The sequence below is a fragment of the Meiothermus rufus DSM 22234 genome, assembly GCF_000423425.1.
GTDB lineage: Bacteria > Deinococcota > Deinococci > Deinococcales > Thermaceae > Meiothermus > Meiothermus rufus.
The window spans coordinates 42260-66987 of sequence record NZ_AUHY01000008.1 but is presented as its reverse complement, the minus strand read 5'-3'; the positions used below and the strand labels follow the sequence as shown (position 1 = coordinate 66987).

At 63.5% G+C, this 24728-nt stretch carries 24 protein-coding genes; 11 read left to right on the top strand and 13 right to left on the bottom strand.

All coding sequences use genetic code 11. From position 1 onward, the window contains the following. Window position 1: 1 nt before the first annotated feature. Window positions 2-463: an HD domain-containing protein gene (locus tag G552_RS0102285; RefSeq protein WP_027881543.1), complete on the top strand. Its 462-nt coding sequence runs from the start codon at window positions 2-4 to the stop codon at window positions 461-463. Here the strand turns inward: G552_RS0102285 and pruA are convergent. The 6 genes from pruA to G552_RS0102255 form a co-directional block, all read right to left on the bottom strand. Further along, window positions 460-2007: an L-glutamate gamma-semialdehyde dehydrogenase gene (gene pruA, locus G552_RS0102280; RefSeq protein WP_027881542.1), complete on the bottom strand. Its 1548-nt coding sequence runs from the start codon at window positions 2005-2007 to the stop codon at window positions 460-462. The genes G552_RS0102285 and pruA overlap by 4 nt on opposite strands. Window positions 2008-2155: 148 nt before the next feature. Continuing rightward, entirely contained in the window at window positions 2156-3079 is a 924-nt protein-coding gene (locus G552_RS0102275) for a proline dehydrogenase (RefSeq protein WP_027881541.1), read from the bottom strand. Further along, window positions 3070-3729, bottom strand: coding sequence for a GntR family transcriptional regulator (locus G552_RS0102270; RefSeq protein WP_027881540.1), 660 nt, complete (start codon window positions 3727-3729; stop codon window positions 3070-3072). Before G552_RS0102270 ends, G552_RS0102275 begins: the two co-directional genes overlap by 10 nt. A 73-nt stretch (window positions 3730-3802) precedes the next feature. After that, the gene (metK, locus tag G552_RS0102265) at window positions 3803-4975 is read right to left on the bottom strand and encodes a methionine adenosyltransferase (protein ID WP_027881539.1); all 1173 of its coding nucleotides are present in this window, start codon (window positions 4973-4975) and stop codon (window positions 3803-3805) included. Window positions 4976-5099: 124 nt separating this feature from the next. Then, window positions 5100-7709, bottom strand: coding sequence for a GAF domain-containing protein (locus G552_RS0102260; protein ID WP_027881538.1), 2610 nt, complete (start codon window positions 7707-7709; stop codon window positions 5100-5102). Between the two features lie 128 nt (window positions 7710-7837). Then, window positions 7838-9094, bottom strand: coding sequence for a DUF4127 family protein (locus G552_RS0102255; RefSeq protein WP_027881537.1), 1257 nt, complete (start codon window positions 9092-9094; stop codon window positions 7838-7840). 161 nt (window positions 9095-9255) lie between these two features. On the opposite strand from G552_RS0102255, the gene G552_RS0102250 reads away from it, so the two are divergent. Then, window positions 9256-10173, top strand: coding sequence for a DUF4032 domain-containing protein (locus tag G552_RS0102250; RefSeq protein WP_027881536.1), 918 nt, complete (start codon window positions 9256-9258; stop codon window positions 10171-10173). On the opposite strand, the gene G552_RS0102245 is transcribed toward G552_RS0102250, so the two are convergent. Next, window positions 10170-10706: a YceI family protein gene (locus G552_RS0102245; protein ID WP_027881535.1), complete on the bottom strand. Its 537-nt coding sequence runs from the start codon at window positions 10704-10706 to the stop codon at window positions 10170-10172. The two genes, G552_RS0102250 and G552_RS0102245, sit on opposite strands and share 4 nt — an antisense overlap. Before the next feature lie 122 nt (window positions 10707-10828). On the opposite strand from G552_RS0102245, the gene G552_RS0102240 reads away from it, so the two are divergent. After that, the gene (locus tag G552_RS0102240; protein WP_027881534.1) at window positions 10829-11176 is read left to right on the top strand and encodes a winged helix-turn-helix transcriptional regulator; all 348 of its coding nucleotides are present in this window, start codon (window positions 10829-10831) and stop codon (window positions 11174-11176) included. Window positions 11177-11269: 93 nt separating this feature from the next. Then, window positions 11270-11572, top strand: a complete 303-nt coding sequence (locus tag G552_RS0102235) for a winged helix-turn-helix transcriptional regulator (RefSeq protein ID WP_027881533.1) — start codon at window positions 11270-11272, stop codon at window positions 11570-11572. A gap of 47 nt (window positions 11573-11619) precedes the next feature. Here G552_RS0102235 and groL read toward each other — a convergent pair whose 3' ends face one another. The 3 genes from groL to G552_RS0102220 form a co-directional block, all read right to left on the bottom strand. Further along, window positions 11620-13254: a chaperonin GroEL gene (groL, locus tag G552_RS0102230; RefSeq protein WP_027881532.1), complete on the bottom strand. Its 1635-nt coding sequence runs from the start codon at window positions 13252-13254 to the stop codon at window positions 11620-11622. Window positions 13255-13284: 30 nt separating this feature from the next. After that, complete coding sequence (gene groES / locus G552_RS0102225) at window positions 13285-13581, bottom strand: co-chaperone GroES (RefSeq protein ID WP_027881531.1); 297 nt, start codon at window positions 13579-13581, stop codon at window positions 13285-13287. 135 nt (window positions 13582-13716) lie between these two features. Further along, entirely contained in the window at window positions 13717-14526 is an 810-nt protein-coding gene (locus G552_RS0102220) for a TrmH family RNA methyltransferase (RefSeq protein WP_027881530.1), read from the bottom strand. Window positions 14527-14646: 120 nt separating this feature from the next. Here G552_RS0102220 and G552_RS0102215 point away from each other — a divergent pair, with 120 nt between their 5' ends. Continuing rightward, window positions 14647-15480, top strand: a complete 834-nt coding sequence (locus G552_RS0102215) for a S1 family peptidase (protein WP_211224800.1) — start codon at window positions 14647-14649, stop codon at window positions 15478-15480. A 42-nt stretch (window positions 15481-15522) separates the two neighbouring features. On the opposite strand, the gene G552_RS0102210 is transcribed toward G552_RS0102215, so the two are convergent. Genes G552_RS0102210 through G552_RS0102200 form a run of 3 tightly spaced genes read right to left on the bottom strand, consistent with a single transcriptional unit; the run spans window position 15523 to window position 17616 of the window. Continuing rightward, window positions 15523-15900, bottom strand: coding sequence for a hypothetical protein (locus tag G552_RS0102210; protein ID WP_027881528.1), 378 nt, complete (start codon window positions 15898-15900; stop codon window positions 15523-15525). A 37-nt stretch (window positions 15901-15937) separates the two neighbouring features. Next, window positions 15938-16753, bottom strand: coding sequence for an acetate and sugar kinases/Hsc70/actin family protein (locus G552_RS0102205; RefSeq protein WP_027881527.1), 816 nt, complete (start codon window positions 16751-16753; stop codon window positions 15938-15940). 23 nt (window positions 16754-16776) lie between these two features. Then, on the bottom strand, window positions 16777-17616 hold the full coding sequence (locus tag G552_RS0102200; RefSeq protein WP_027881526.1) for an SDR family oxidoreductase: 840 nt from the start codon (window positions 17614-17616) through the stop codon (window positions 16777-16779). 115 nt (window positions 17617-17731) lie between these two features. Between G552_RS0102200 and G552_RS0102195 the strand changes: the two genes are divergently transcribed. From G552_RS0102195 to G552_RS16685, 6 genes are all read left to right on the top strand, one after another. Beyond that, window positions 17732-18511, top strand: a complete 780-nt coding sequence (locus G552_RS0102195) for a VOC family protein (RefSeq protein ID WP_027881525.1) — start codon at window positions 17732-17734, stop codon at window positions 18509-18511. A gap of 12 nt (window positions 18512-18523) precedes the next feature. After that, on the top strand, window positions 18524-19891 hold the full coding sequence (locus tag G552_RS0102190) for a GH1 family beta-glucosidase (RefSeq protein ID WP_027881524.1): 1368 nt from the start codon (window positions 18524-18526) through the stop codon (window positions 19889-19891). Window positions 19892-19924: 33 nt separating this feature from the next. After that, window positions 19925-21745: an oligoendopeptidase F gene (gene pepF / locus G552_RS0102185; protein ID WP_027881523.1), complete on the top strand. Its 1821-nt coding sequence runs from the start codon at window positions 19925-19927 to the stop codon at window positions 21743-21745. Between the two features lie 46 nt (window positions 21746-21791). Then, window positions 21792-22931: a glutamate 5-kinase gene (proB, locus tag G552_RS0102180; RefSeq protein WP_027881522.1), complete on the top strand. Its 1140-nt coding sequence runs from the start codon at window positions 21792-21794 to the stop codon at window positions 22929-22931. A 12-nt stretch (window positions 22932-22943) separates the two neighbouring features. Next, window positions 22944-24197, top strand: coding sequence for a glutamate-5-semialdehyde dehydrogenase (locus tag G552_RS0102175; RefSeq protein WP_027881521.1), 1254 nt, complete (start codon window positions 22944-22946; stop codon window positions 24195-24197). Window positions 24198-24407: 210 nt separating this feature from the next. Next, window positions 24408-24719: a hypothetical protein gene (locus tag G552_RS16685; RefSeq protein WP_245575084.1), complete on the top strand. Its 312-nt coding sequence runs from the start codon at window positions 24408-24410 to the stop codon at window positions 24717-24719. Window positions 24720-24728: the final 9 nt, after the last annotated feature.

The following is a 24728-nucleotide window of genomic DNA, read 5'->3' as shown; positions in this document are numbered from 1 at the left end:
GATGTGGCTTCGGCTCAAACGACTCTACAAAGCCTTCGCACCCACCCAGGCCCAGCCCGACGACGCCTGGGCCCTGGCTGAACTGAGCCTCGAGGAGGCCCATTTGTACAAGGCTATGGATCCGCGCGACCGCGAGCACGCCGTCCAGGTGGCCAAGCGACTGCTAAAGCGCTACCCCGAGGCCCCTGGTTTTGCCGTGCGGGCCGCTTTGCTGCACGACTGCGGTAAAGCCCTGCGGCCCTACCGACCCCTCGAGCGCATCCTAAGCGGGCTCTTCGACCTCGAGGTGCCCATCGAGCCTCTCTACAAAGGCTGGCTGGGAGCCTGGCAGATCCGCCGCTACCACCCCGAGTATGGGGCCATGCGCATTCTCGACCCCCAGGTGGCCCAGATCGTGCGGGAACACCACCAGCCCGAAAGCCTGTGGGGCAAGCGGCTGCACGAGGTGGACCAAGAGTTCTAGAACCGCTCGGTCACGCTTTTCATCTGCAAGAAGTTAAGCAGGTAGTCGGGCCCCCCGGCCTTGGTGTCGGTGCCGGAAAGGTTGAAACCGCCGAAAGGTTGCACCCCCACCAGCGCCCCGGTGATCTTGCGGTTGAAGTAGAGGTTGCCCACATGGAACTCGCGCCTAGCCCGCTCGAGGCGCTCGCGCTTACGGGAGAAAACCCCTCCGGTAAGGCCATAACGCGTATCGTTGGCCACCTCCAAAGCAGCGTCAAAGTCCGGTACCCGGATCACCGAGAGCACCGGGCCGAAAATCTCCTCCTGGGCGATGCGGGCATGGGGCGGAACCCCTTCGAAAATGGTGGGGGCCACAAAGTAGCCGCCGCCCTCGAGCTTGCGCCCGCCCAGGGCGAGCCGGGCCTCCTGCTGCCCCAGCTGGATGTAGGAAAGAACGGTCTGCTCCTGCTGGGCGCTGGCCAAAGGCCCCAGGTCAGGGTTCTCCTCAGCAGGGCCCACAATCAGGCCCTCGGTGCGGTGCAAGACCTGTTCCATCAGGAGGTCGTAGGCCTTGTCCACCACTATAAGCCTTGAAGCTGCCGAGCACTTCTGCCCCTGGAAGCCAAAGGCACTCTGCACCGTGGCCTGGGCGGCTGCGGCCAGGTCGGCGGTCTCATCCACAATCAAGGCGTCCTTACCCCCCAGCTCCAAGAAGACCCGCTTAATCCAAACCTGCCCCGGCGAGAGCCGGGCCGCCGCCTCGTTGATCTTTAGGCCTACCTCGAGGGAGCCGGTGAAGTTGATAAAGCGGGTGCGGGGGTGCTGCACCAGGTAGGCCCCCACCTCGCTGCCCACCCCCGGCAGAAAGTTGGCCACCCCTGGGGGTAGACCTGCCTCCTCCAGTATCTCAAAGAGCTTGGCCGCCACCACCACGGTATCCTCGGCGGGCTTAGCCACCACGCAGTTGCCCACCGCGATAGGGGCCAGGGTCATGCCGGTGAGGATGGCCAGGGGGAAGTTCCAAGGCGCAATCACCACCCCCATCCCCAGGGGGATGTAAAAGGCCTCGTTATCCTCGCCAGGGTAGGGCACCACCGGGGCCCCATCCTTATACTTGAGGGCCGAAAGGGCGTAGTAGCGGGTGAAATCAATGGCCTCGGCCACATCGGCGGCGGCCTCCGTCCAGTTTTTGCCGATCTCGTAGACCAACCAGGCCTCGAGCTCACGCTGGCGCCGCTTCATGATCTGGGCTGCCTTCAAGAGAACCCGGCTGCGGTGCTCCTGGGGCCAGTCCCGCCAGGTTGTGAAAGCCCGCCAGGCCGCATCCAAAGCGGCATCGGCTTCGGCAATTCCGGCCTTGGCGCTACTGCCTACCACCTCGGCAGGGTTGGAGGGGTTGGTCGAGGTAATGGCCTCTTTGGTATCTACCCTCTCCCCTCCGATGATGAGGGGGTAGTGACGGCCAAACTGGGCCCGTACCTCGGCCAAAGCCTGCCGCATGGCCTCAAAGGCCTCTTTGCTCTGAAAGGTTTCGATGGGTTCAGGACGGTAGGGTTCGGTGGTCATATAACTCCTTTCTCGGTTTACAAAAGGCCCAACCTGCTACCTGCTTTAGGGATACGACGGTTCAATGGTTTCGACCAAGACGTCATCGGTATCGTAAGCCAACCTCGCCTTAGCCCGCAAACAACCTGCTCTGCGCCAAAGTGCATGCCTACCCCCAGATGAGGCTGCGCACCACAAACAGCAGATTTTCTGGCCGCTCGGCGATGCGGCGGGAAAAGTAGGGGTACCAGTCGGTGCCATAGGGTACATAAGCCCGCACGGTGTAGCCCTCGGCGGCCAGTTTTTTCTGCTCTTCCCGGCGCACCCCATAGAGCATCTGAAACTCGAAGCGGTCGCGCCCAATGGCCCGCTCCGCCGTCCAACGCTTCATCTCCTCGATGAGGGCAGGGTCGTGGGTGGCGATGGCGGTGTACAGCCCCCCCTCGAGGGCCTTTTTACACAACAGCAGGTACTGCGCGTCGATAAGGCGCCGCTCCTGAAAAGCCACCTGGGGCGGCTCGCGGTAAGCCCCCTTCACAATGCGCACTGGGGTTTTGAACGGCAATAGGCGTTCTAAGTCCTGCTCGCTGCGCTTGAGATAGCTCTGCAGCACTACCCCGGTATGGGTGAAACCCGCCTGGCGAAGCCGGTGGTAGACCTCCAGGGTGGCCTCTATCCGGGGGCTATCCTCCATGTCGATGCGCACAAAGCAGTCCGCCTTTTGTGCCTCGGTCAAAATCTCCGTCATCAAAGAAAACGCCAGGTCTGGGGAAAGGTCCAGGCCTAGCTGGGTCAGCTTGAGCGAGACATAGCGCGGGTAAGGTCGGCTGCCTACAGCTTGAATAAGGCGCACAATTTCTTCCTTGAAGCGGCAGGCCGCCTCCTCTGAGGTCACCATCTCGCCCAAGAGGTCCAGAATGGCGTGCACCCGGTGGCGCTCGAGGGCCTCGAGCGCCTGCAAAGCTTCCTCTAGGGTATCGCCCGCAACGAAGCGGCGGGCCAAGTTTTGCCCTCGGCTTTGCACCAGGTGACGCACCTGGGGATTCCGGGCCACCGCCAGCACAAACGAACGGTAGGTGTGGTTCAAGTCCATGCTTGCTCCTTCAGGCTTTGCAGCACCAGGTCGCGGAAATAGCCCACATGGGCCCGGGCTGCCTGGGCGGCTTTCTCTGGGCTACGGGCTCTGAGCGCCTCTAAGATGGCCTGGTGCTGCTCGCGGGTCTTGGGGTGCTGGGAAAGGGTGCGCTGGATTGAGCGAACCAAGGTTAGGCTCGAGCGCAAATCGGCGTAGATGCGGGCCAGGGTCTTGTTGTGGGCTGCCACCACCAAAGCGGTGTGGAAGTCGAAGTCGGTTTGCATCTGCCGGGTGTAGTCCTCCGCTGGCAGGCTATCCAGGGTGCGCAAGAGCGCTTCTAAGGTGTCCAGCTCCTCTTGGGTGGCATTTTGCGCCGCCAAAAACGCCGCTTCCCCCTCTAGCATGGCCCGCACGTCGTAGACCTCCCGCACCTCCTCTGGCGAAAGAACCCGCACCCTAGCCCCCCGGCCCGGCAGAAGCTCCACCAGCCCCTCCTGCGACAATCGCTGCAAGGCCTCTCGCACGGGAGTACGGCTGATGCCCAGCTCCTGGGCCAGGCTCAGCTCAAAGATGCGCGTACCCGGAGGGAGCACCCCCGCCAGGATGGAACCCCGCAGGTGGGCATAGGCCGCCTCCCGTACCGAGTGGGGTCGCTGGAAACCGGCCATATGTATACAGTATACAAAAAGTGGGGTCAACAATAGAGGGACGGCCCCTGCCGCCCCTCACCACGCTTGTGGGCTAGACCAGCCAGCGCAGCTCCTCTACCTTATCGGTCTTCTCCCAGGGGAAGCCCTCCCGCCCAAAGTGGCCGTAGGCCGAGGTGGCGGTGTAGATGGGGCGCTGTAGCTTAAGGTTTTCAATGATGGCCTTGGGGCGGGCATCAAAGACCTTCTGCACCACCTCGGTCAGCCGCTCGTCGGGAACCGTACCGGTGCCGTAAGTCTCGACGCGCATCCCCACTGGGCGAGCCTTGCCGATGGCATAGGCCAGCTCCACCAAAGCCCGCCGGGCCAGCCCTGCAGCCACGATGTTCTTAGCGATGTAGCGAGCGTAGTAGGCCGCTGAGCGATCCACCTTGGTAGGGTCTTTACCGCTAAAGGCCCCGCCCCCATGGGGTACCGCCCCACCATAGGTATCCACAATAATCTTGCGCCCGGTGAGGCCGGTATCGCCGTGGGGGCCCCCAATCACGAACTTGCCCGAGGGATTGACCAGATAGAGGGTTTCCTTGCTCAGGTACGCCTCCGGGATAGCCCGCTGGATAACCTTGGTGCGGATGTCGTGTTCGATCTGGTCGGGCTCGACATCCTCGGAGTGCTGGGTGGAGACCAGGGCGGTGCCCACGTAGAGGGGCTTCTGGCCTTCATAAACCACGGTCACCTGGGCCTTGCCGTCGGGGCGCAGGTAGGGAATCTCACCCGTTTTGCGGGCCTCGGCCAGGCGGCGGGTCAGGCGGTGGGCTAAGGAGATCGGCAGGGGCATCAGCTCAGGGGTCTCGTCGGTGGCGTAGCCGAACATCAGGCCCTGGTCGCCAGCACCCAGCACATCGAAGGGGTCGCTCGAGCCCAGCACCCGGCACTCCCAAGACTGGTTGACCCCTCCGGCAATGTCCGGCGACTGCTCATCTATCGCCGTAAGCACCGCGCAGGTGTCGCCGTCGAAACCGTATTTGGCCCGGGTATAGCCCACCTCGAGTACGGTCTGGCGCACGATGCGGGGAATGTCCACGTAGCTTTCGGTGCTAATCTCCCCGGCTACCATCACCAGCCCCGTGGTGACCAGGGTCTCGCAGGCCACCCGGGCGGCAGGGTCCTTGGCCAGAATGGCATCCAGCACCGCATCGGAGATGCGGTCAGCCAGCTTGTCGGGGTGCCCCTCGGTTACCGATTCCGAAGTTACCAGTCGTCGCAACTTGCTCCTCCTATGCCGCGCAGCAAAGCCGCGTCAACCGACAAAGTATAGCACCCCGCAGGGGGTTTACCACCTACCATGGCGAAGTCGCGGTGGGAACCCTGGCAGGGCTCCCCAAGATGGCCTAGTCTGTGCCTTCTTGCGAGGGAACCCGTTCGATTAGGGCAACGAAGGCCTCTACCAAGCCAGCATCCAGGGTACGCCCGGCCTGCCGGCGCAGCTCGCGTAGGGCTTCTTCCTGGCTCCAGGCGGCTTTGTAAGGGCGTGAATGCAGCAACGCATCGTAGACATCCACCACGGCAAAGAGCCGAGCCTCGAGGGGAATCTCCTCCTGCCGCAAGCCGAAGGGGTAGCCCGAGCCATCGATGCGCTCATGGTGGTAACGCACGATGTTGCGCGCTGTCTGGGATAAAAAACCCAGGTTTTCCAGCATACCGAAACCAATATCGCAGTGGCTCTGGATGATGCGCCACTCGGCATCGGTAAGGGTGCCTGGTTTGAGCAGGATGGCATCGGGAATGGCCAGCTTACCTAAGTCGTGCAGATAAGCCCCCAAGCGCAGCCCCTCCAGGTCGGCAAAGCCGACGCGCCTTCCCAGGGCCTCGGTCAGGAGCACCACCCGGTCGGTATGCCCCTTGGTCTCGAGGTCACGCAGCTCCAGCCCCAGGCCCAAAGCCCGCAAGGCATCCTCGCGGGTGCGGGCGATTTCCTCCAGGTGCAGCCCCCGCTCCCAGGCTCGCTCCAGCCGCCGCGCCACCGCCTCAACCAGGGCCAGGTTTTCCTGTGAAAGCCCCACCTCTTGCTGAAGACTAACCAGCACCAGCGCCCCATAGGGCTGGTTCCTCACCCGCAATGGGGTCACCACCAGTGTCCGCAACCCTTGCTCCTTGAGCGCGCCAAACCCCATCTCCCAGGCCTGGTAGTCCGGCAAAAACTGGGTCTGGCCCGTCTTCAAAGCCCGGCCCAAAAGGCTATCCTCCCTTTCCAGATAAACCGGCAGCGTACGAAAGTGTTGAACCAGCTCATCTAGGGTGTTCAATTCAGGCCGCCCATGCCATACCTGAAGCTGGGCCTGGCCGCGCTGAGGGTCCTCCATCGCCGGCTGGAAGCGGTACACCCCCCCGGCGTGCAACCCGCTGAGCCCCAACAGGGCCACCAGGGCCCGCTGGGCCATCGGCTGAGGGTCGTCGAGCAGTTCTAGGTCGCTGGACATCTGCACCAGGGCCTGGTAGTTGTTGGCCTGCCGGTATGCCTGCTCGAGGGCCTGCAAACGGGAGAGCAGCACCCCGGCCACCCGGGCTAAGGCTTCCAAGGCGTACCGGTCCTGGGGCCGCAACACCCCCCCCGTCCCGGCTGTATCCACCGAGAGCACCCCCACGATCCGCCCCTCGGGGTCGCCCAGCGGCACCCCCAGGTAAGCGGCCTTGCTTCGCTGCCCCGACAAGAAGCGTGCGCTGGGTTCGGCGGAGGCATCGGGCAGGTACAGCGGGCTGCGCTTTTCCAACACCCGCCAGGCCAGCCCCTGGCCGCGCGGATGCCGGGTGCCAGCGGCTCGCTCGGCGGCATAGCCCGCAGCCGCCACCACCTCGAGCACATCCTCCTGAGGGCGGTACAGCGAAACCAGGCTGCTCGAGGCCCCGGTCTGGGCCAAGGCCTCCCGCACCACGTGTTGCAAAAGCTCCCCGGTGCTCTGGGCCTCGGTTAGGCGCTGGCTGAGCTGGGCCAGGGCCTGCAGGCGGGCCAGCTCCCGCGCCTGGGCCGCCTGGGCCTCCAAACGGGCCAGCGCCTGCCCCACCCCCCGGCCAAAGGACTCCAACACGGCCCCATCCTCGGGGTCGAAGGGGGTATCTCCGTAGGCGACCACTACCCCGGCTGGCTGGTTGTGTGCATCGAGAATGGGTACAAAAGCAGCGAAGCGGCCCCGTCCCTCCCGGGGGCGGTAAAGCTGGGGGTGCTCTAGGGGCACGATCTGTACCCGCCGCTCCTCCAAGGCAAGCCAGGAGAGGCCTTTGCCCGGGGGAACCCGCTGGCCTAAAGACTCGTCCCAGTTTACGGCGGCGCAGACCTCGAGGCCATCCTCCACCCGCCGCAAGGCCACCGCCCGCTGCCGCCCCACCATCTCCAGAATCAGGTGGGGCAAAGCCTGCCACAATAGGTCGGCCCGATGAAAGGTGGAGAGCACTGCCAACACCCGCGCCAAGCGCTCCTCGCGCTCGAGGCGGGCCTGGGTATTTTCCCGCTCCTTCAGGGCCAAAAGAACCACCCCCAGGCTTTTGCCCAGCTCCTGGGCCAGCGGCAAGGCCTCGGGGGGGTAGGGGGTGGGCTCGAGGCGGTCCAGACAAAGCCAGGCCTCCACCCGATGAGCCAAAGGAATCGGCAGGCTCAAAGTCCAGTAGATAGGGTGCAGGGTCTGCCGATCCTCAGCCGACAGGCCACTGCGCTCCGCCTGAACCCGGCTGATGATGGGCTGGGCTTGCAAAGCCTGCTGCAGGCTGCCCCCATACCAGCGCAGCTCATCTTCCAGGCTAAGGGGATAGCTGGGCAGGGGGATATTATGGCCCCGCATAGCCACGAAGCGGTAGGCCTCTCCCTCGCGCACCAAGGCCGAGCCCGCCTGGGCGCCAGGAATCAAGCGCAAGGCCCCCTCGAGCACCGCTGTCAATAGGGAAGAAAGGTCGGCACTGGCGACCAGTTCGCGCAAAAGGGCCAGCAGGCCTTGGTAAGAAGCGCTCATCACTGCCTAAAGATTAGGGTCTAGCCAGGCTTTGGGAAGTACCGCCATCACAACTATAAACCCAAGCCCCGGCCATAGTCATTCAGATAAAAAGAAGTCTACGCTCCGCCCAGGCCTTTTTGGCCCCGCTATGGCCGCGGTGGCGAGGTTTGTTCCAACCTGTACTGCCACTCCGCTTCAAAACTGCGTTGCCAAGGGAATTGTAGGCCCACCAGCCGAAGCTGGCCTAGGCCCAAGTGTGGCGTGGGTTCAGATTGTAAGCGCTCCAGAACATAGCGGGCGGCTTCCTCGGTCAGCGGCTCGGGGAAACGAGCCCGCACCCAGGGACGTCCCACCTCTCCCCAAAGGTACTCGAGGTAGGCTTGGGCCAAGGCGCGGGTACGCCAGGCTTCGCAGGCCACAGCGGTATTGCCCGCTCGTTGGCAGGTCGGGGCCGAGAACAACCCTCCCTGGGCTAAAGCTGCGCCCAGATTGTTGCCTGGAGTACCCCAAGCCGCGTAGGCCGCCAGCTCGCGGTAAAGGCCCAGGGCCATCAAGTACCGCACCAAGGGGGCATCCCCCCGGTTGACCCGGGCGATATCGGCCAGGGCCACCGGGGCCTGGCGCAGGCCACGCAGCACGCTCAACACCCCCTGGCGGGGATCGCCGCCGGTATAAACCACCAGCACCAGGTCGGGCCGCTCTTCCACGGCCACCGCTTTTGCCGAGGCCAGCAGGCGATCCACGGTTTCCCTTAGGGGAATCCCCTCGTAGCGGGTCACCTGCTCAACCACCTGGGGCTGGTCGTAGAGCACCTGCACCCGCAACCCCGGGTTCAACGCCCGCAACAACAGCACCTGCCCGGCCTCGTCGGCCCCAGGACGCGTGGGCAAGGGCAGGGTGGCAGCCTCGGCTACCGCCGGTGAACCCGGCAGGGCATCGTCCCAGGGAGCCTCGAGGTAGGCCAAGCCCAACCCCTCCCCCAGGCGGCGCAGCAAAGCCAGGTTGCGCTGGCGGTGGATAGCGTCGGGATGACGGGGGATAACCCCAAAGGCCAGCACCTGCCCACCGCTGTGGGCCTGCCAATGCGCCAGAACCTCTAGGCGGCTTAGGGCCTCTTCCAAGGGTAGCGCTGCAGTGCGGCTTTGCACTAACCCGCCATAAACCAAAGCGTCCAGGCTGGCTACCAAAGTGGGCCCCCTTTGGGCCAACAGCCAGCTCGAAAGGGCCTGGGGGCTAACCCCAGCGCGCCCTTGATAAAGCCCTCGAGGGGGACAGTGCACCAGCCCCCAGGTACAGGGCGACCAGTTAGGGGGCCGGTCGTCGAGGGGGATGTACAAAAGCCCCTGGGGATAGCCCCATGTCAACGAGGCCAAGCATAGCCACCCCAGCACAAACCCGCGCATCCCGCCATGCATCTTAGCCCCGCTCCATGAGGGCAGATGATTTCTCAACACAACCCAGCTATACTCGGCTTGGGTTGCAGGCTCAACCCAGCCCCCCCACAAGCCGGCCTCGCTGCTAACCCCTGGCCCATCCAGAAAGCGAATAGACTAAGGGGAACCTTATGGAATTAGAGCGCCAAGCCCAGTTGGAAGCCGAGGCGCTGTCGCGCCGGGTGCTGGTGCACGATTTTCTGCGGCGCCTACGCGGCCAGCCCAACGACTTACTGCCCTATAGCGCCGTAGCCAGGCTACGGCCCAAAGGGGAGTCTTACAAAGGGCTGCAGACCATCGAAGTGGACAAAATCATCGGCTCAGTGGACCGCTACAGCGACTTCGACGCCGGGTTCATGCCCAAAGAACCCCACACCCTAGACCGCTGGGCCCGCCTGCGCCAGGCCCAGCTCGAGGGCACCGAGTTTCCCCCCATCGAGGTATACAAGGTAGGCGAGGTCTACTTCGTCAAAGATGGCAACCACCGCACCGCCTTGGCCAAGGCCCTGGGTCAACGCTTCATTGACGCCTATGTCATCGAGCTGGACGTACCGGTAGACCTCGAGCCGGATGACACCTTAAAAGACCTCATCCTGAAGGGAGAGTACGCCCAGTTCCTCGAGCAAAGCAAGCTACCCCAACTACGCCCCAACCACGAGCCTATCCTGTTTAGCAAGCCGGGCCGTTACGACGTCCTACTCGACCATATTCGCACCCACCAGTACTTCATGGGCCTCGAGCAAAAACGCGCCGTTAGCTGGGAAGAGGCCGTAGCGGACTGGTACGACCGGCTCTACCAACCCACCATACAGGAGATTCGCCAAAGCGGCATTCTGCAGCACTTCCCCGGCCGCACCGAGGCCGACTTGTACCTATGGATTTCCGACCACCGCTACTACCTGTCCCAGGCCATCGGGCACGACGTAGGCCCCAAAGAGGCCACGCGATCAGCAGAACAAAGGGCCCGCAAGGGGCCCTTGAGCAGGTTTGTGCGGTGGCTTATCGGGTTTTTCAGCAGAAAACCGCCCCACCAAGCGGAAGCAGGCTAGGCAGTAGCGGCTTCCGGGGCAGCCACGGCTTCCACCTCGATATTGAAGCGAACCTCCTCCCCCACCAAGAGCGCTCCAAACTCTAGCACCTGGTTCCAGGTCAGGCCCCAGTCCTTGCGGTTAAGCACCCCGCTTGCGGTGGCCCCGGTGCGGGTCAGCCCCCAGGGGTCTTTGATGGGCGGGCTCAGTTCAGCCTCGAGCACCACCGGCTTGGTCACCCCGCGGATGGTCAGGTCACCCTGAATCCGATAGCGGTTGCCCCCCAGAGGCTCGATCTGGGTGCTTACAAAGCGAATCTCTGGGTATTTTTCCACCTCCAGGAAGTCGGAAGAGCGCAGATGGGCATCGCGCTGGGCCTCGCCGGTCTCGATGCTGGCCGCATCGATGACCGCTTCAATCCGGCTGGGCACCCCCTGGGCATCGGCCTCCAAGGTACCAGAGATTTTCTTGAACTGGCCTCGAGCGTTGAAAAGCCCCATGTGCTTAACCACAAAGGCCACACTGGTATGGCTACTGTCCAGGTTCCACTTCATTCGCTTTCCTCCTTGATGCCGAGATAAGTATTTTATTCCGGCAAGTGCATCATATAAAATAGCGATATAATATGTCAAGCGTTTGAGCAAGGAAAGCAAAAATGTGCTAACCTGGAAATGGTATGGCCAAAAGCGCCCACCCCCTCGAGGTAGACCACAGCTTCTGCCCGGTCTACGAGGCGATCAATGTGTTGCAGGAAAAATGGACGTTACACATCATTCGCGCCCTGCTGGATGGCCCCAAGGGTTTCAACGAACTGGCCCGGGCAGTAGGCGGCTGCAACCCGGCCACCCTGGCCCAGCGGGTGGAGAAGCTCGAGCTTTTGGGCATTGTTTCCAAGACCGTGCATTCCACCATGCCCCCCCGGACCAGCTACGCGCTCACCGAGGCTGGGCAGGCCTTGCAGACGGTCATCGAGGCCATTGACCGTTGGAGCCGGCAGTATCTGCCCGCTCCCAGCCCAACATAAAGCGGCTTTCTGGAGCTATTTCCAAAACAACCATATGGTCGCTTTGTAGCGGGGGTATACCTAGCCCAAAGCCAGGCTGGCTATGCTTCAGGTATGACCAGCTTCAGCGAAAAGCCCCTCGAGGTTTTACTCGAGTTGCTGGGCCAGAGCGGCGTCTACGCTATCCTGCGCGCCTTACAAGAAGGCCCCCGGCGCTTTGGGGTCTTGCAGCAGACCACGGCGCTGCCCCCCCGAACCCTTTCGCTGCGGCTCAAAGAACTCGAGGAATTCGGCCTGATCAAGCGAACCGAGTATAAGGAAGTGCCCCCCCGGGTAGACTACGCCCTAACCCCCCGGGGCCGGGCCCTGCAGCCTGCCCTGCAGGCCCTGGCCGACTGGGAAGCCCAGCTTCACTAGAAAAGCAAAAACCAGCCGCTCTAGCGGCTGGTTTCCTAATAGGCTGCTTAGAAGTCCATGTCGCCACCGCTGCTGGCCGGCGCCGCGGGGGCTTTCTTCTCCTCGGGCTTCTCGGCCACCACAGCCTCGGTCATGAGAATCAGCGAGCCGATGGAGGCCGCGTTCTGCAAGGCGGTGCGGGTGACCTTGGCCGGGTCGACAATGCCCCACTCCATCATGTCGCCGTACTCACCGGTAGCAGCGTTGAAGCCGTAGTTCTTCTCCTTCTTGTTGAGGATGTTGTTGACCACTACGCTGCCCTCATAGCCGGCGTTGGCCGCGATCTGACGGGCCGGCTCCTCGATGGCCCGCAGCACGATCTTGGCCCCGGTAGCCTCGTCGCCTTCAAGCTCCTTGATGAGGTTCTTAATGGCCGGCACAGCGCGCAGCAGGGCCACCCCACCCCCTGGCACAATGCCTTCCTCTACCGCAGCGCGGGCAGTGGAGAGGGCGTCCTCGTAGCGGTGCTTCTTCTCCTTGAGCTCGGTCTCGGTCGCGGCGCCCACCCGGATCACCGCCACCCCACCGGCCAGCTTGGCCAGGCGCTCTTGCAGCTTCTCCTTGGCGTACTCGCTGTCGGTGGTCTCGAGCTCCTTCTTAATGCCGTTGATGCGGGCTTCGATGTCTTCCTTCTTACCCTTACCGCCCACCACGGTGGTCTCATCCTTGCTGATGCGCACCCGCTCGGCGCGGCCCAGCATGGAGAGGGTGGCATTCTCCAGCTTGAAGCCCAGCTCCTCGCTGATCACAGTGCCACCGGTAATGGCCGCCAGGTCCTTGAGCATCTCCTTGCGGCGATCACCGAAGCCCGGAGCCTTGACCGCGGCGATGTTCAGGGTGCCGCGCAAGCGGTTGACCACCAGGGTAGCCAGAGCCTCGCCTTCCACATCCTCAGCGATGATCAAGAGGGGCTTACCGGTCTGGGCCACCTGCTCGAGCACCGGCAGAAGCTCGCGCACGTTGGAGATTTTCTTCTCGGTGATCAGGATATAGGGGTCGTCGAGCTGGGCCTCCATGGTGTCGGGGTTGTTGACGAAGTAGGGCGAGATGTAGCCCTTGTCAAACTGGTACCCCTCCACGAAGTTGAGCTCGGTCTCGAGGCTCTTGGACTCCTCAACGGTGATGACCCCCTCACGGCCCACCTTCTCCATGGCATCGGCAATCAGGTTGCCGATCTCCTCGTCGTTGTTGGCCGAGACGCTGGCCACCTCGAAGATGGCCTTGCGGTCGTTGACCGGAACGGCCAGCTCTTGGATGCCCTTGACCGCCACCTCCACAGCCTTCTCGATACCCCGCTTGAGGGCCAGGGGGTTGGCCCCGGCAGCCACGTTACGCAGGCCCTCGCGTACGATGGCCTGACCCAGCACCGTAGCGGTGGTGGTGCCGTCACCGGTGATGTCGTTGGTCTTGGAGGCGATCTCGATCATCAGCTTGGCGCCGATGTTCTCCAGGTGGTCTTCTAGCTCCACCTCTTTGGCCACGCTTACCCCGTCCTTGGTGATGGTGGGGCTACCAAACTTCTTCTCCAGAACTACGTTGCGCCCGCGGGGCCCCAGGGTCACCTTGACCGCATTGGCCACAGCGTTCATGCCGCGCTCTAGGCTGCGACGAGCTGCTTCATCGAAAACCAGCATTTTTGCCATAGTTCAACTCCTCCGTGCAAAACAACGCGCTTACAGCACAGCCAGCAGATCGCGCTCGGAGAGGATGATGTACTCCTCGCCGTCGATCTCAATCTCAGTACCACCGTACTTGGCGAACACCACGGTATCGCCCTCCTTGACCTCGAGGGGTACCTTAGTGCCGTTGTCCAGAATCCGCCCGCTGCCTACAGCGATCACCTTGCCCTTTTGGGGCTTCTCCTTGGCGGTGTCGGGCAGCACGATGCCCCCTTTGGTCTTGGGCTCTTCTTCAATGCGCTTGACCACCACACGGTCGCCTAGGGGTCGGAGCACAGTTGCTGTAGCCATTTTCGATCCTCCTTGTGCCTGCTTTTGACAGTCTTGGGTTTAGAGTGTCAACCCGGCTTTATATTATTCCGACCTATCCATGAGAATGTCAAGAGGGCTAGGGCACAAGACCTAAGACAGTTGAGTCTTTATGTGTCAAGTCTGTCCCCCAGTGTTGGGAAAGCGGCGCTGCCGCAGGGCCTCGAACAGCATCAGGGCTGCGGTCACCGCCACGTTAAGGCTATCGGCCTGGCCCTGCATGGGAATCCTGGCCTTCTGGCTGGCCTTGCCCAGCCACCGCTCGTTCAGCCCGGTGTGCTCGGGCCCCAAAACAACGGCCACCGGCCCCCGCAGGTTCACCTCCCAGTAGAGGGTGTCGGCGTGAGGGGTGGTGGCGACCAGGGGGAGTTGGTGGTGGGCCAACCAGTCCAGCACCTCCTGTTCCGAGGCGGCGAAAACCGGTAGGGAAAAGAGCGTTCCTGTGGAGTTGCGAATGACCTGCGGGCTGTAAAGGTCTACCCCCCCCGCCACCAGCACCGCGTGGGCCCCGGCTGCGTCCGCCGAGCGCAACAAAGCCCCCAGGTTACCGGGTTTTTCCAGCCCCACCGAGACCAGCAACAAGGCGTTATGGGGGGGTACGAAATCCCGCAGGGAAGGTTTGGGCATTCTGGCCACCGCCACGACCCCCGCCGGATTCTCGCGGCTGCTGAGCTTTTTGAGTACCGGCTCAGAAACCTCGACGATCTGCAGGCGCTCGAGCCTGCCCAGCTTCACCACCACGCGTGCTTCGTCTGGGTCAAGGCGCTCGCTGCAGAAAACCTCCACTATCTCGAGGCCTGCCACCAAGGCCCGCTCTATCTCCCTTGCCCCTTCAATTAGAAAACGCCCCGCCTGCTCCCGACCTTTGCGCTCCTTGAGGCTGGCCGCCGCCTTGACGCGGGGGTTGGCAGTTGAGGTAATCTGCATGGGATCATCTTAGTCTTAGGCAGGCTGTAACGTTAGATTACGCTGTAATTTCTTGTTAATTCGGCAAGGCTGGATTTACGCTGTAAATCTCACCGCGTGGGAAGCATATTAGGAGGTTTTATGTGGCGAGCTAGAGGTGCACTTTTGACAGGCCTAACCCTAGCCGTTGCCGCCTGTGGCAGCACGGTTCCCCAGACCTCGAGCGAAGGAGTTCTAGCGCAAATCACCTACGGCGAGCTCGACGGCGACCGGCACCCCTACGTAGGTCTGATGGTGGCCCAGGATGCCAACGGAAACCCCCTGTGGCGTTGCAGCGGAACCCTGATGTCCCCCACCCTTTTCCTAACCGCAGGCCACTGTACCGAACCCCCAGCCGCCAGGGTGGAGATCTGGTTTGATGCCGACGTCGACGCAGGCCGACCCGGCAACGGCTACCCCTTTACCGGCCAGACCGGCGGTACACCCTACACCCACCCGCAGTACAACCCCAATGCCTTCTTTCTCTATGACCTAGGTGTGGTGGTGCTCGACCGACCCATGTATATGAGCCAGTACGGCGCCCTGCCCAAACAGGACGTGCTGGACGAGCTAGCCCGGCGTCGCGGCCTGAAGAACACCACCTTTACTGCGGTGGGTTATGGCCTGCAAAGAATCAACCCGGTCTTTGTGGAAGCGGCACGTGTACGCATGCTGGCCACCCCACACCTGGTGCAGATTAATGTACCGGGCCTTACCGGCGACTACTCCATCCTGCTCTCCAATAACGCCAGCACCGGTGGCACCTGTTTTGGCGACTCGGGTGGGCCCAACTTCATCGGGGACAGCAATGTGGTGGGTGGGGTCACCTCGTTTGGCCTAAACGGGAATTGTGCCGGTACCGGTGGTGTCTACCGCTTGGATCGGAAGCACAACCTGGACTGGCTGGCCACCTTTGGCCTCTACCCCCAACCCTAGGGCTTTTCGGCCAAACCGACCGGTAACCCTATCGGTCGGTTTTTAGTGCGGTAGAAAAGGGCGCAGATAAACCCTGGCCTGGGTGTAGTCGAAAATGTAAACCGAGCCGTTGGGCGTAGTGATCTCGAGCAGGTCGCCCCCTTCTTGCACCACCCGCCGCAACAGCAAGAGGCCAGGGGGGTTATACAGTTCCGCCTGAGCTGCCCGATAGGCCCCTCCCTGGGCCTCGGAAGCCTCCGCTGCCTCGCGTTCCCAGGTCGAAAGCAGTTCCCCCTCTTCTAGGTGCCCCAAAGCCTCGGCCAGTTCCAAAGCGGAAAGCCACAGGGTCTCCTCTGTGGTTCCATCCGACAGGACCAGCTTGAGGTTGTCGAAGTTGTTGTTTTCTTCCAGATGGGCCCAGAGCCCTTCGGGCGGTTTCATGGTTTTAGCTTAGGCCATCCGGCCAAGGCAAACGTCCCTAGCCAACGCTCAAGGCCGCACCGTAGGCGGTAGCCCAGCCCCCTAAGGCGGGGATGAGGGGACGAGGCTCGAGCTGGTAGAAGTACCAGACCCGCTCGAGGGCCTGCCGCAGGGGAGGCAGGTCGGGCAGATGGCCCACGATAACCATCCGAGGCAGACCGGCAGCCCTCAAGGCATTGAGGGCAATCACGGCGATCACCTGGCCCACCAGGGTCACCAGGCCCGCGGCTAAGTCCTCGCGGCTGGGCTCTTTTCCCCCCACCAACCGGCCAAAGTTGACCGCGGTGGCATCGGGGGGCAGGTGACCAATGCCTCCACCAATCACATCAATCAAGGTGGAATCGACCCGGCTGGGGTCACCCTGCGCAGCCAGGTGGGCCACCTCGAGGGGGTCAGTGGTACCCAGCAGCAGCCTGGCCAGCCCCAGCAAGGTTCCTCCCCCCACCGCCGAGCCGGTGAAGTGCTGGAACGCTTCCCCTCGGGCAGCAATCACGGCCGTACCGGTACCCGCCGAAACCACCAGCGCCTCCGGCAGGCCGCTCAAAGCCAGCCCCCCTCGCCCCACGGCCTCGGCCTCGCCGATTTTCTGGATGGGCCTGCCCTGGAAGGCCTCAGGCAGACCCCGCGACAAGCCTCCACTGCACGCGATGACCTCCAGATCGGCGGCGTTCACCCCCAGGGTCTTTAACACCTTGGCCAACGCCTCAAGGCTGGCCGGACCGGTCTGCACGATCTGGTGGGCCAGGATACGCCGACCCTCCACCAACACCACATCGGTATTGGAAAGCCCGAAGTCTACGCCCAGCCTAAGCATGGATCTCAGAATAAACCAAAGAGCTATCGGCCCTGCTGGCGCAGCACCTCCTCTACTCCACGCAGCCGCGTGCGCAGTAGGGCGGCTGCCCTTGAGCTATCCAGGGCACAGTTGCCTGGGCGGGGTTCAGGAAAGTCGGCCCGGCGCTGCACCGGCAGGGCTCGGGGGTCGCGCCCATGGAAAGCGGCGATGCGTTGGCCAAACTCCAGCCGGCTCAGGGCCTGGGGTCCTCCTATGTGCAGCACACCGGCCAAAGGTCGCTCCACCAGCTCCCACAGGGCCCGGGCCAGGTCCTCCACGTAGATGAAGGAGCGATACTCGTCGCAAAACAGCCCGCCTTTGCGCTGGCCATCGGCCATCTCCAACACCATCCGGCTGGTGGGGTCGAGGGGGCTCAGACCCCAAATAAGCGAGGTGCGGACAATGGTAGCGCTGGGCAGGATTTCTTGCACCTGCTCTTCGGCCCGTAGTTTGGCCTGACCATAGGGGGTGATCGGGTGCGGCGGGGCCGATTCAGCGTAGGGGGGGGCTTCCCCATCGAAAACCTGATCGGTGGAGAGATGGATCAGCCGCGCGCCCAGAGCCCGGCAGGCCCTGGCCACATGCGCGGTACCCTGCGCGATGATGGCCTCGAGGTCCTCCGGGCTGTCCTTGCCGTAGGCGGTATGGATGACCACATCCGGGCTAAAGCGCTCCAGGGCTTGGGCCACCCCCTTTGCATCGCAGATGTCCATCCACATCCACGCTACCTTCGGTTCACCGGGGGGCTGGCGGAAATAGCTGGCCCCTACAGCCTCCGTAGGCCCCAAGCGCAGCAAGGCGCGCCCTAAGTAGCCGGTTCCACCGGTAATGAAAACCCGCATAGCCCCAGCTTAGGGCGGTTTGAGGCGAGAATCCAGCACTAGTAACATCAAAGCAGTTTTGGTCGGAACTCCTCAGAGGCTTTATTTTGTAAAGCACTTTGAGTAACCTGAAAGCATGGCCTTTACCCCAAACCCCAGCCTGGTTCTGCGGGGGCTTACCCTACGGGTGCAGAACCTCGAGGGTCAGTTGGCCTTCTACCGCGACCTACTGGGCCTCGAGATGATCCGGCAAGAAGGGGCGCACACCGACCTGGCTCCCGCCGGTGGCGGCTTCACCCTCACCTTGGAACACGACCCCCAGGCCCCCCTGCGACCCCAGCCCACCCTGGGGCTATACCACTTCGCCCTGCTGCTCTCCAATCGGGGGCATCTGGCCGCGGTCTTCCGCCGGCTCCTGGAGGCCCGCTACCCCTATTTTCAGGGGGCCGCCGACCACGGCGTCTCGGAGGCCCTTTACCTGAGTGACCCCGAAGGCAACGGCATCGAGCTATACCGCGACCGTCCGCGGGAAGCGTGGCCCATGCGGGAAGGGCGGCTGGCCATGGTCTCCCAGCCCTTAGACCTGCAGGCCCTGTTGGCCGAGGCCCCCAAAGGCACGGGCCTCGAGGCCCAGACCACCCTGGGCCACCTGCACCTCCATGTGGGCGACCTGGATGAGGCGCAGGCTTTTTTTGAGGGCCTGGGCCTGACGCTGACGCAAGGCGACTACCCCGGGGCCCGTTTCTTGGCCGCCGATGGCTACCACCACCATATCGGCATCAACCGCTGGGCCCAGGGCCGTACCGCCTCAGCCCAGGCTACCGGCCTGTTGGGCTACCGCCTGGCCCTGCGGGGCCGCTCGGCCCAACACCTCACCGACCCCAATGGGGCCTGGGTGGCCCTCGAGCCCTTGTAGTAGATTAGGCCCGTGACGCCTTTCCACAAACGCGACTTCGGCCCCCATTTCCTCTGGGGCACCGCCACCGCCGCCTACCAGATCGAAGGGGCGGTGCGGGAGGATGGCCGGGGGGTCTCGATCTGGGATACCTTCACCCATACCCCAGGCAAAATCAAAACCGCTGAAAACGGCGACGTGGCCTGCGATTTCTACCACCGCTACCCAGAGGATATCGCCTACATCCGCCAGATGAACATGCGGGTTCACCGCTTCTCGCTGGCCTGGCCGCGCATCCTGCCTGAGGGACGGGGAAGGGTCAACCCTAAGGGGTTGGACTTCTACCACCGGGTGATCGACCGCACTCTGGAGCTGGGCCTGGAGCCCTGGGTTACCCTCTACCACTGGGACCTGCCCCAGGCCCTCGAGGACAAGGGAGGCTGGACCAACCGCGAGATTGTGGCCTGGTTCGGCGAATACGTGGAGGTATGCAGCCGGGCCTTCGGGGATAGGGTCAAACACTGGATGGTGCTCAATGAACCCACGGTGTTCACCGTACTGGGTTATCTACAGGGCCGGCATGCTCCAGGACGCAGGGGCTTGGCCCACTTCCTGCCCGCAGTGCACCACGCTGCGCTGGCCCAGGCCGAGGGCGGGCGCATCCTGCGGGCCAATGTAGCGGGGGCCCAGATAGGCACCACCTTCTCGGCCTCCTATGTAGAGTCCGCTGGCCCCACCTGGCTCAGCCGGATGGCCGCCATGGCCTACGATGCCGTGGCTAATCGGCTTTTCCTCGAGCCAGCCCTGGGCCTGGGCTACCCCTGGCGGCGGGCCCCCTTCCTGCACTTGCTCAGGCGCTACCTCCGGCCAGGCGACCTGGAGCGGCTAGCCTTCGACTTTGACTTCGTGGGCCTGCAGACCTACTTCCGCTCCTTGGTACGCTTCGACCCTTTTACCCTGGGCACCTGGGCCCAGGAAATACCCCACGCCGAGCGGGGCAGCCAGGAGCTTACCGAGATGGGCTGGGAGGTCTGGCCGGAAAACATCTACCTCCTGCTCAAACAGTTTGCCGCCTACCCCCCCTACCCAGACGGTACACCCCGGGTGCGGCGAATCATCATCACGGAAAACGGGGCCGCCTTTCCCGACGTGGTAGAGGACGGACAGGTACACGATGCCAAGCGGCTCAAATACATCCAGGATCACTTAGCCCAGGTACTGCGGGCCCAGCGGGAGGGGGTACCGGTGGAGGGCTACTTGGTCTGGAGCCTGTTGGATAACTTCGAGTGGGCCGAGGGCTACCGGCCCCGCTTCGGCCTGGTGTATGTGGACTACCCCAGCCAAAGGCGCATCCTCAAGGACTCGGGCCGCTGGTTCCAGGAGTTCCTGGCGGAGGACTGACCCATTGGTCAGTTTCGGGATAGAATGGGCTGGATGAAAAACCTTCCCAAGCGCGCCGAGCTACCCCAAGAGCAAACCTGGAACCTCGAGGCCCTTTTCCCCTCCCCTGCCGCCTGGCAAGCCGCTTTGGAGGAAGCCGCCCACAGCACAAAAGAAATAGAAGCCTTCGCTGGGCGGCTGGCTGAGTCGCCCCAAACCCTACTGGCCGCTTTGGAAACCTACCAAAGCCGCCTACTGGCGGCCATGAAGGTCTTTCAGTACGCCTCGCTACAGCTGGCCACCGAGGGTACCAACCCCGAGTTCATCCGCATGGTGGCCGAGGCCCGGGGCATGCTGGCCCGCCTGGCTGCTGCCGGGGCCTACCTCGAGCCCGAGCTTTTGTGTCTAAAGCCAGAACAGCTCGAGGCCTTCATGGAGGCTGAACCGGCCCTAGCCCTCTACCGGCACTACTTCGATGGGCTCTTAGCCCGCAAACCCCATGTGCGCAGCCCCGAGGTGGAGGCGGTGCTGGCCGAGGTCTCCGACCCCCTAGGCGCCCACAGCGCCACCGCCAGCGCGGCCACCAACGCCGATATGCAGTTCAGGCCAGTGGCCTTCCAAGGCGAGAGCCTCCCCGTCTCCCATAGCAGCATCGGTGAGCTTCTGGTGCACCCCAGCCCAGAGGTGCGCAAGGCTGCCTGGGAGTCCTATGCCGATGGGCACCTAGCCTTCAAAAACACCCTGGCCGCCACCCTGCAAGGAAGCATCAAAAGCTTTGCCTTCCAGGCCCGGGTGCGTGGCTACCCCAGCAGCCTGGATATGGCCCTAGCCGAGGGTCGGGGCTGCGGCAACCGCATCCCCCGGGTGGTCTTTGAAAACCTGCTGCAGACCTTCCAGGCCCACCTGCCCATCTGGCACCGTTTCTGGCGCCTGCGCAAAAAAGCCCTAGGGGGCCGGCTCTACAGCCACGACGTACCCATCTACGACGCTCCTGCCCCGCTGGTGCCCAGCCCCAAGGTGGGTTTCTGGGAGGCCGCCGAGATTATCTGCCGCGGCATGGAGCCTTTGGGGAAGACCTATGTGGAGCCCATGCGGCGAGGGCTTTTTGAGGAGCGTTGGGTGGACTGGGGGCAGAACCAGGGCAAACGGGCCGGGGCCTTCTCCTCCGGACTCAAGGGTACCTTTCCCTACATCTTCATGAGCTGGTCGGACGACCTCTACTCGCTTTCCACCCTGGCCCACGAGCTGGGCCACTCCATGCACAGCTACTTTGCCCGCCAAACCCAGCCGGTGATCTACACCAACTACAGCCTCTTCGTAGCCGAGGTGGCCTCCAACTTCAACCAGGCCATGGTGCGCTCCTTGCTGCTGCGCGAGGCCCAGACCCCGGAGCAAAAGCTGGCGGTGCTGGAGGAGGCCTTCGCCAACTTCCACCGCTACTTATTCGTGATGCCCACCCTGGCCCGCTTCGAGCTCGAGCTCTACCAGCGCGTGGAGGCCGGGGGGGCCCTAACCGCTCCCTTCCTGATCGAGCGGCTATGCGAACTCTTCGCTGAGGGCTACGGCGGTGAGGTGGAACTGGACAAAGAGCGCCTGGGTGCAGGTTGGATGCATTTCTCCCACCTCTACAACCCCTTCTACGTCTACCAGTACGCCACCGGCATCGCCGCGGCCAACGCCCTAGCCCAGCAGGTGCTGGAAGAGGGTGAGCCCGCAGCCCAGCGCTATCTGGACTTCCTCAAGGCGGGGGATTCCGTCTATCCTTTGGAAGCCCTGCAAATTGCTGGCATCGACATGACCCGCCCCGAACCCCTCGAGCGAGGGTTCGCGGTACTGGCCAGCATGGTGAACGAACTGGAAAAACTGCTGGGATAGCCCCGGCACTTTGGCGGGCTAAGCGGAGGGCGGTAAGCTAAGGGCTGTGCAGAACCGTCCTCCCCTCCCTGCGCAAACCTACCGCCGCCTGGTGGTCAAGGTGGGCAGCGCCGTGCTGAGCGGGCCAGCAGGCCGGCAGCACCAGCTTACTATCGCGGCGCAAATCGCCGCTTTGCGAGCCGAGGGGCGCGAAGTGGTGCTGGTCTCCTCCGGGGCCATGGCCACGGGCTTAGGTAAGCTGGGCCTACGCGAGCGGCCTCAGACCATGCCCGCCAAACAGGCCATCGCTGCGGTGGGACAACCCACCCTGATGTACCTGTGGGAACAGGCCTTTAGCTGGTACAACCTTCAGGTAGCCCAGATTTTGCTCACCGCTGAGGACCTAGCCCACCGCCACCGCTACCTCAACGCCCGCCAGACCCTCGAGACCCTTCTGCGCTGGGGCATCGTGCCGGTGGTCAACGAAAACGACACGGTGATGGTGGAGGAGATTAAGTTCGGCGACAACGACCAGCTCTCGGCCCTGATCGCCACTTTGGTCGGCGCCGACCTGCTGGTGCTCTTCTCCGACATCGAGGCACTATACGAGGCTGACCCTCGCACCCACCCCGAGGCCCAACCCATCCCCTATGTAGCGCGCATCGATGCCAAGGTGCTGGACATGGCCGGGGAAAGCCCCAACCAGGTGGGCACCGGAGGGATGCGCAGCAAGCTATTGGCCGCCGAGAAAGCCCAAGCCGCTGGGATTCCTACCTTGCTTTTGCCTGGCACCCGGGCGGAGAGCCTCCTCGAGGCCCTGCGCGGGGTGCCGGTGGGCACCCTGTTCGCCGGAGGGCCCCGCCGCTACAGCGGGCAGCGGCTCTGGTTGTATCAGCTACCCAAACCGCGAGGGGCGATCGTGGTGGATGCCGGGGCAGCCCAGGCCCTACGCCAGGGAGGGGCCTCGCTGCTGCCGGCGGGCATTCTCGAGGTGCGGGGCCGCTTCGGGGTAGGCGAGGCAGTACGCTGCTTAGACCCCCAGGGCCAGCTCATCGGCATCGGCCTGGTCAACTACAGCGCCGCCGAGATCGAACGCATCCGGGGGCGCAAGACCCGGGAAATCGAGGCCCTATTGGGCTACAAGAACACCGATGAGGTCATTCACCGCGACTACTTCGCCCTGGCCTCGGAGATGGCTTCTCGCTAAACTTAGAAAAGGATGGCCGTCACCACTGACCTAAAACCCTTAGCCCACGCTGCCCAAGCCGCCGCGCGGCAGCTGCAAGCGGCCTCACCCGCGGCCAAAAACCAGGCCCTCCTAAGCATGGCCGCCCGGCTTGGGGCCCAGCAAGAAGCGCTTTTTCAAGCCAACCAAAAAGACCTCGAGGCCGCCCAAGCCGCTGGCCTCTCCCCAGCCAAGCTCGACCGGCTGCGCCTCAGTCCAAAGGTGCTGGCCGACCTGATTACCGGCCTGGAACAGCTCGCGGCCATGCCCGACCCGGTAGGCGCCCTGGAGGAAGTCCAGGTGCGGCCCAATGGGCTTTTAGTAGGGCGGATGCGGGTACCTTTGGGGGTGATCGGCTTCATTTACGAGTCGCGCCCCAACGCCACCGTAGAGGCCAGCGCCATCAGCCTCAAAGCGGGTAACGCCATCCTGCTGCGGGGCGGCAAGGAGGCCTGGCACTCCAACCAGGCTCTGGTGCACCTCCTGCAACAGGCTTTGGCCGAGGCCAGCCTGCCTCCCGAGGCCATCCAGCTGGTACCCACCACCGACCGCCAGGCCGTCCTGGCCATGTGCCATCTAGGCGGGTTGCTCGACCTGATCATCCCCCGTGGGGGCAAGGAGCTAATCGAGCTGGTCGAGCGCGAGGCCCGCATGCCGGTGCTGGCCCACGCCGAGGGGGTCAACCACCTCTACGTAGACCAGAGCGCCGACCTCGAGATGGCGGTGCAAATCGCCCTAAACGGCAAAGCCCAGCGCCCCAGCACCTGCAACAGCCTGGAAAAAGTCCTGGTTCACCAGGCCATCGCCCCGGCCTTCCTGCCCCGGCTGGCCCAGGCCATGCAGGAGGCCGGGGTGGAGCTGCGCGGCGACGAGCGCACCTGCGCACTGATCCCGGCCAAGCCTGCCTCCCCGGAGGACTGGCAGACCGAGTACCTCGACCTGATTCTGACGATAAAGGTAGTGGACTCGCTGGAGGAAGCCCTGACCCATATCGCCCGCTACGGCTCCCACCATACCGAGGCCATCTGCACCCAGCACTACCCCCATGCCATGCGCTTTTTGCGCGAGGTAGACGCCTCACTGGTGCTGGTGAACGCCTCGCCCCGCTTCAACGACGGCTTTCAGCTGGGCCTGGGGGCCGAGATTGGCATCTCTACCCGCAAGCTGCAGGCCTACGGCCCTATGGGGGTCAAAGAGCTCACCACCACCAAGTTTGTGGCCCTGGGGCAGGGACAGGTGCGGGAGTAGCCGGGTGAGCCTGCCGGAGCCAAAAACGCCCTTATAGAGGAGGGCCGCTACCCAGAGGCCGAAGCCCTGCTAAGGGGGGAGGCTGCCCCGGAGGCGCGCATGGCCCTGGCCTTCCAGGACAGGTAGGCCGAGGCCTTGGCCCTCTACCGGGCGCTTTAGCAAAAGACCGGAAGCCACCGCGCTCTCCCCCAGGTGGGGATGGTTCTGAGGATGGCAGGTCGGCTGGAAGGGGCCCTTGGGGTCTTTCAGGAGGGGGCGGGGCTTCTGTCAGAAGACCCTCTGGCCCGCTCGGCGAACCACTATGAGCAGGGCTACGTCCTCTTTCTCCTTGGGGAAAAAGAGGAAAGCCGCCAACACTTGGAGGCTGCCTTAGCCCTGGCCGAGGCCGTAGCCCACCGGGGCTTGATGGAGTGGCACCTCGAGGCAGCCCGGGCCCACCGGCGCGAGGCCCTGAGGCTTTTCCAAGAGGCCCAGGAGCCCAAGGGAGCAGAAGAGGTGGAAAGGCTTCTCCCCCAAGGGTAATTTGGAGGG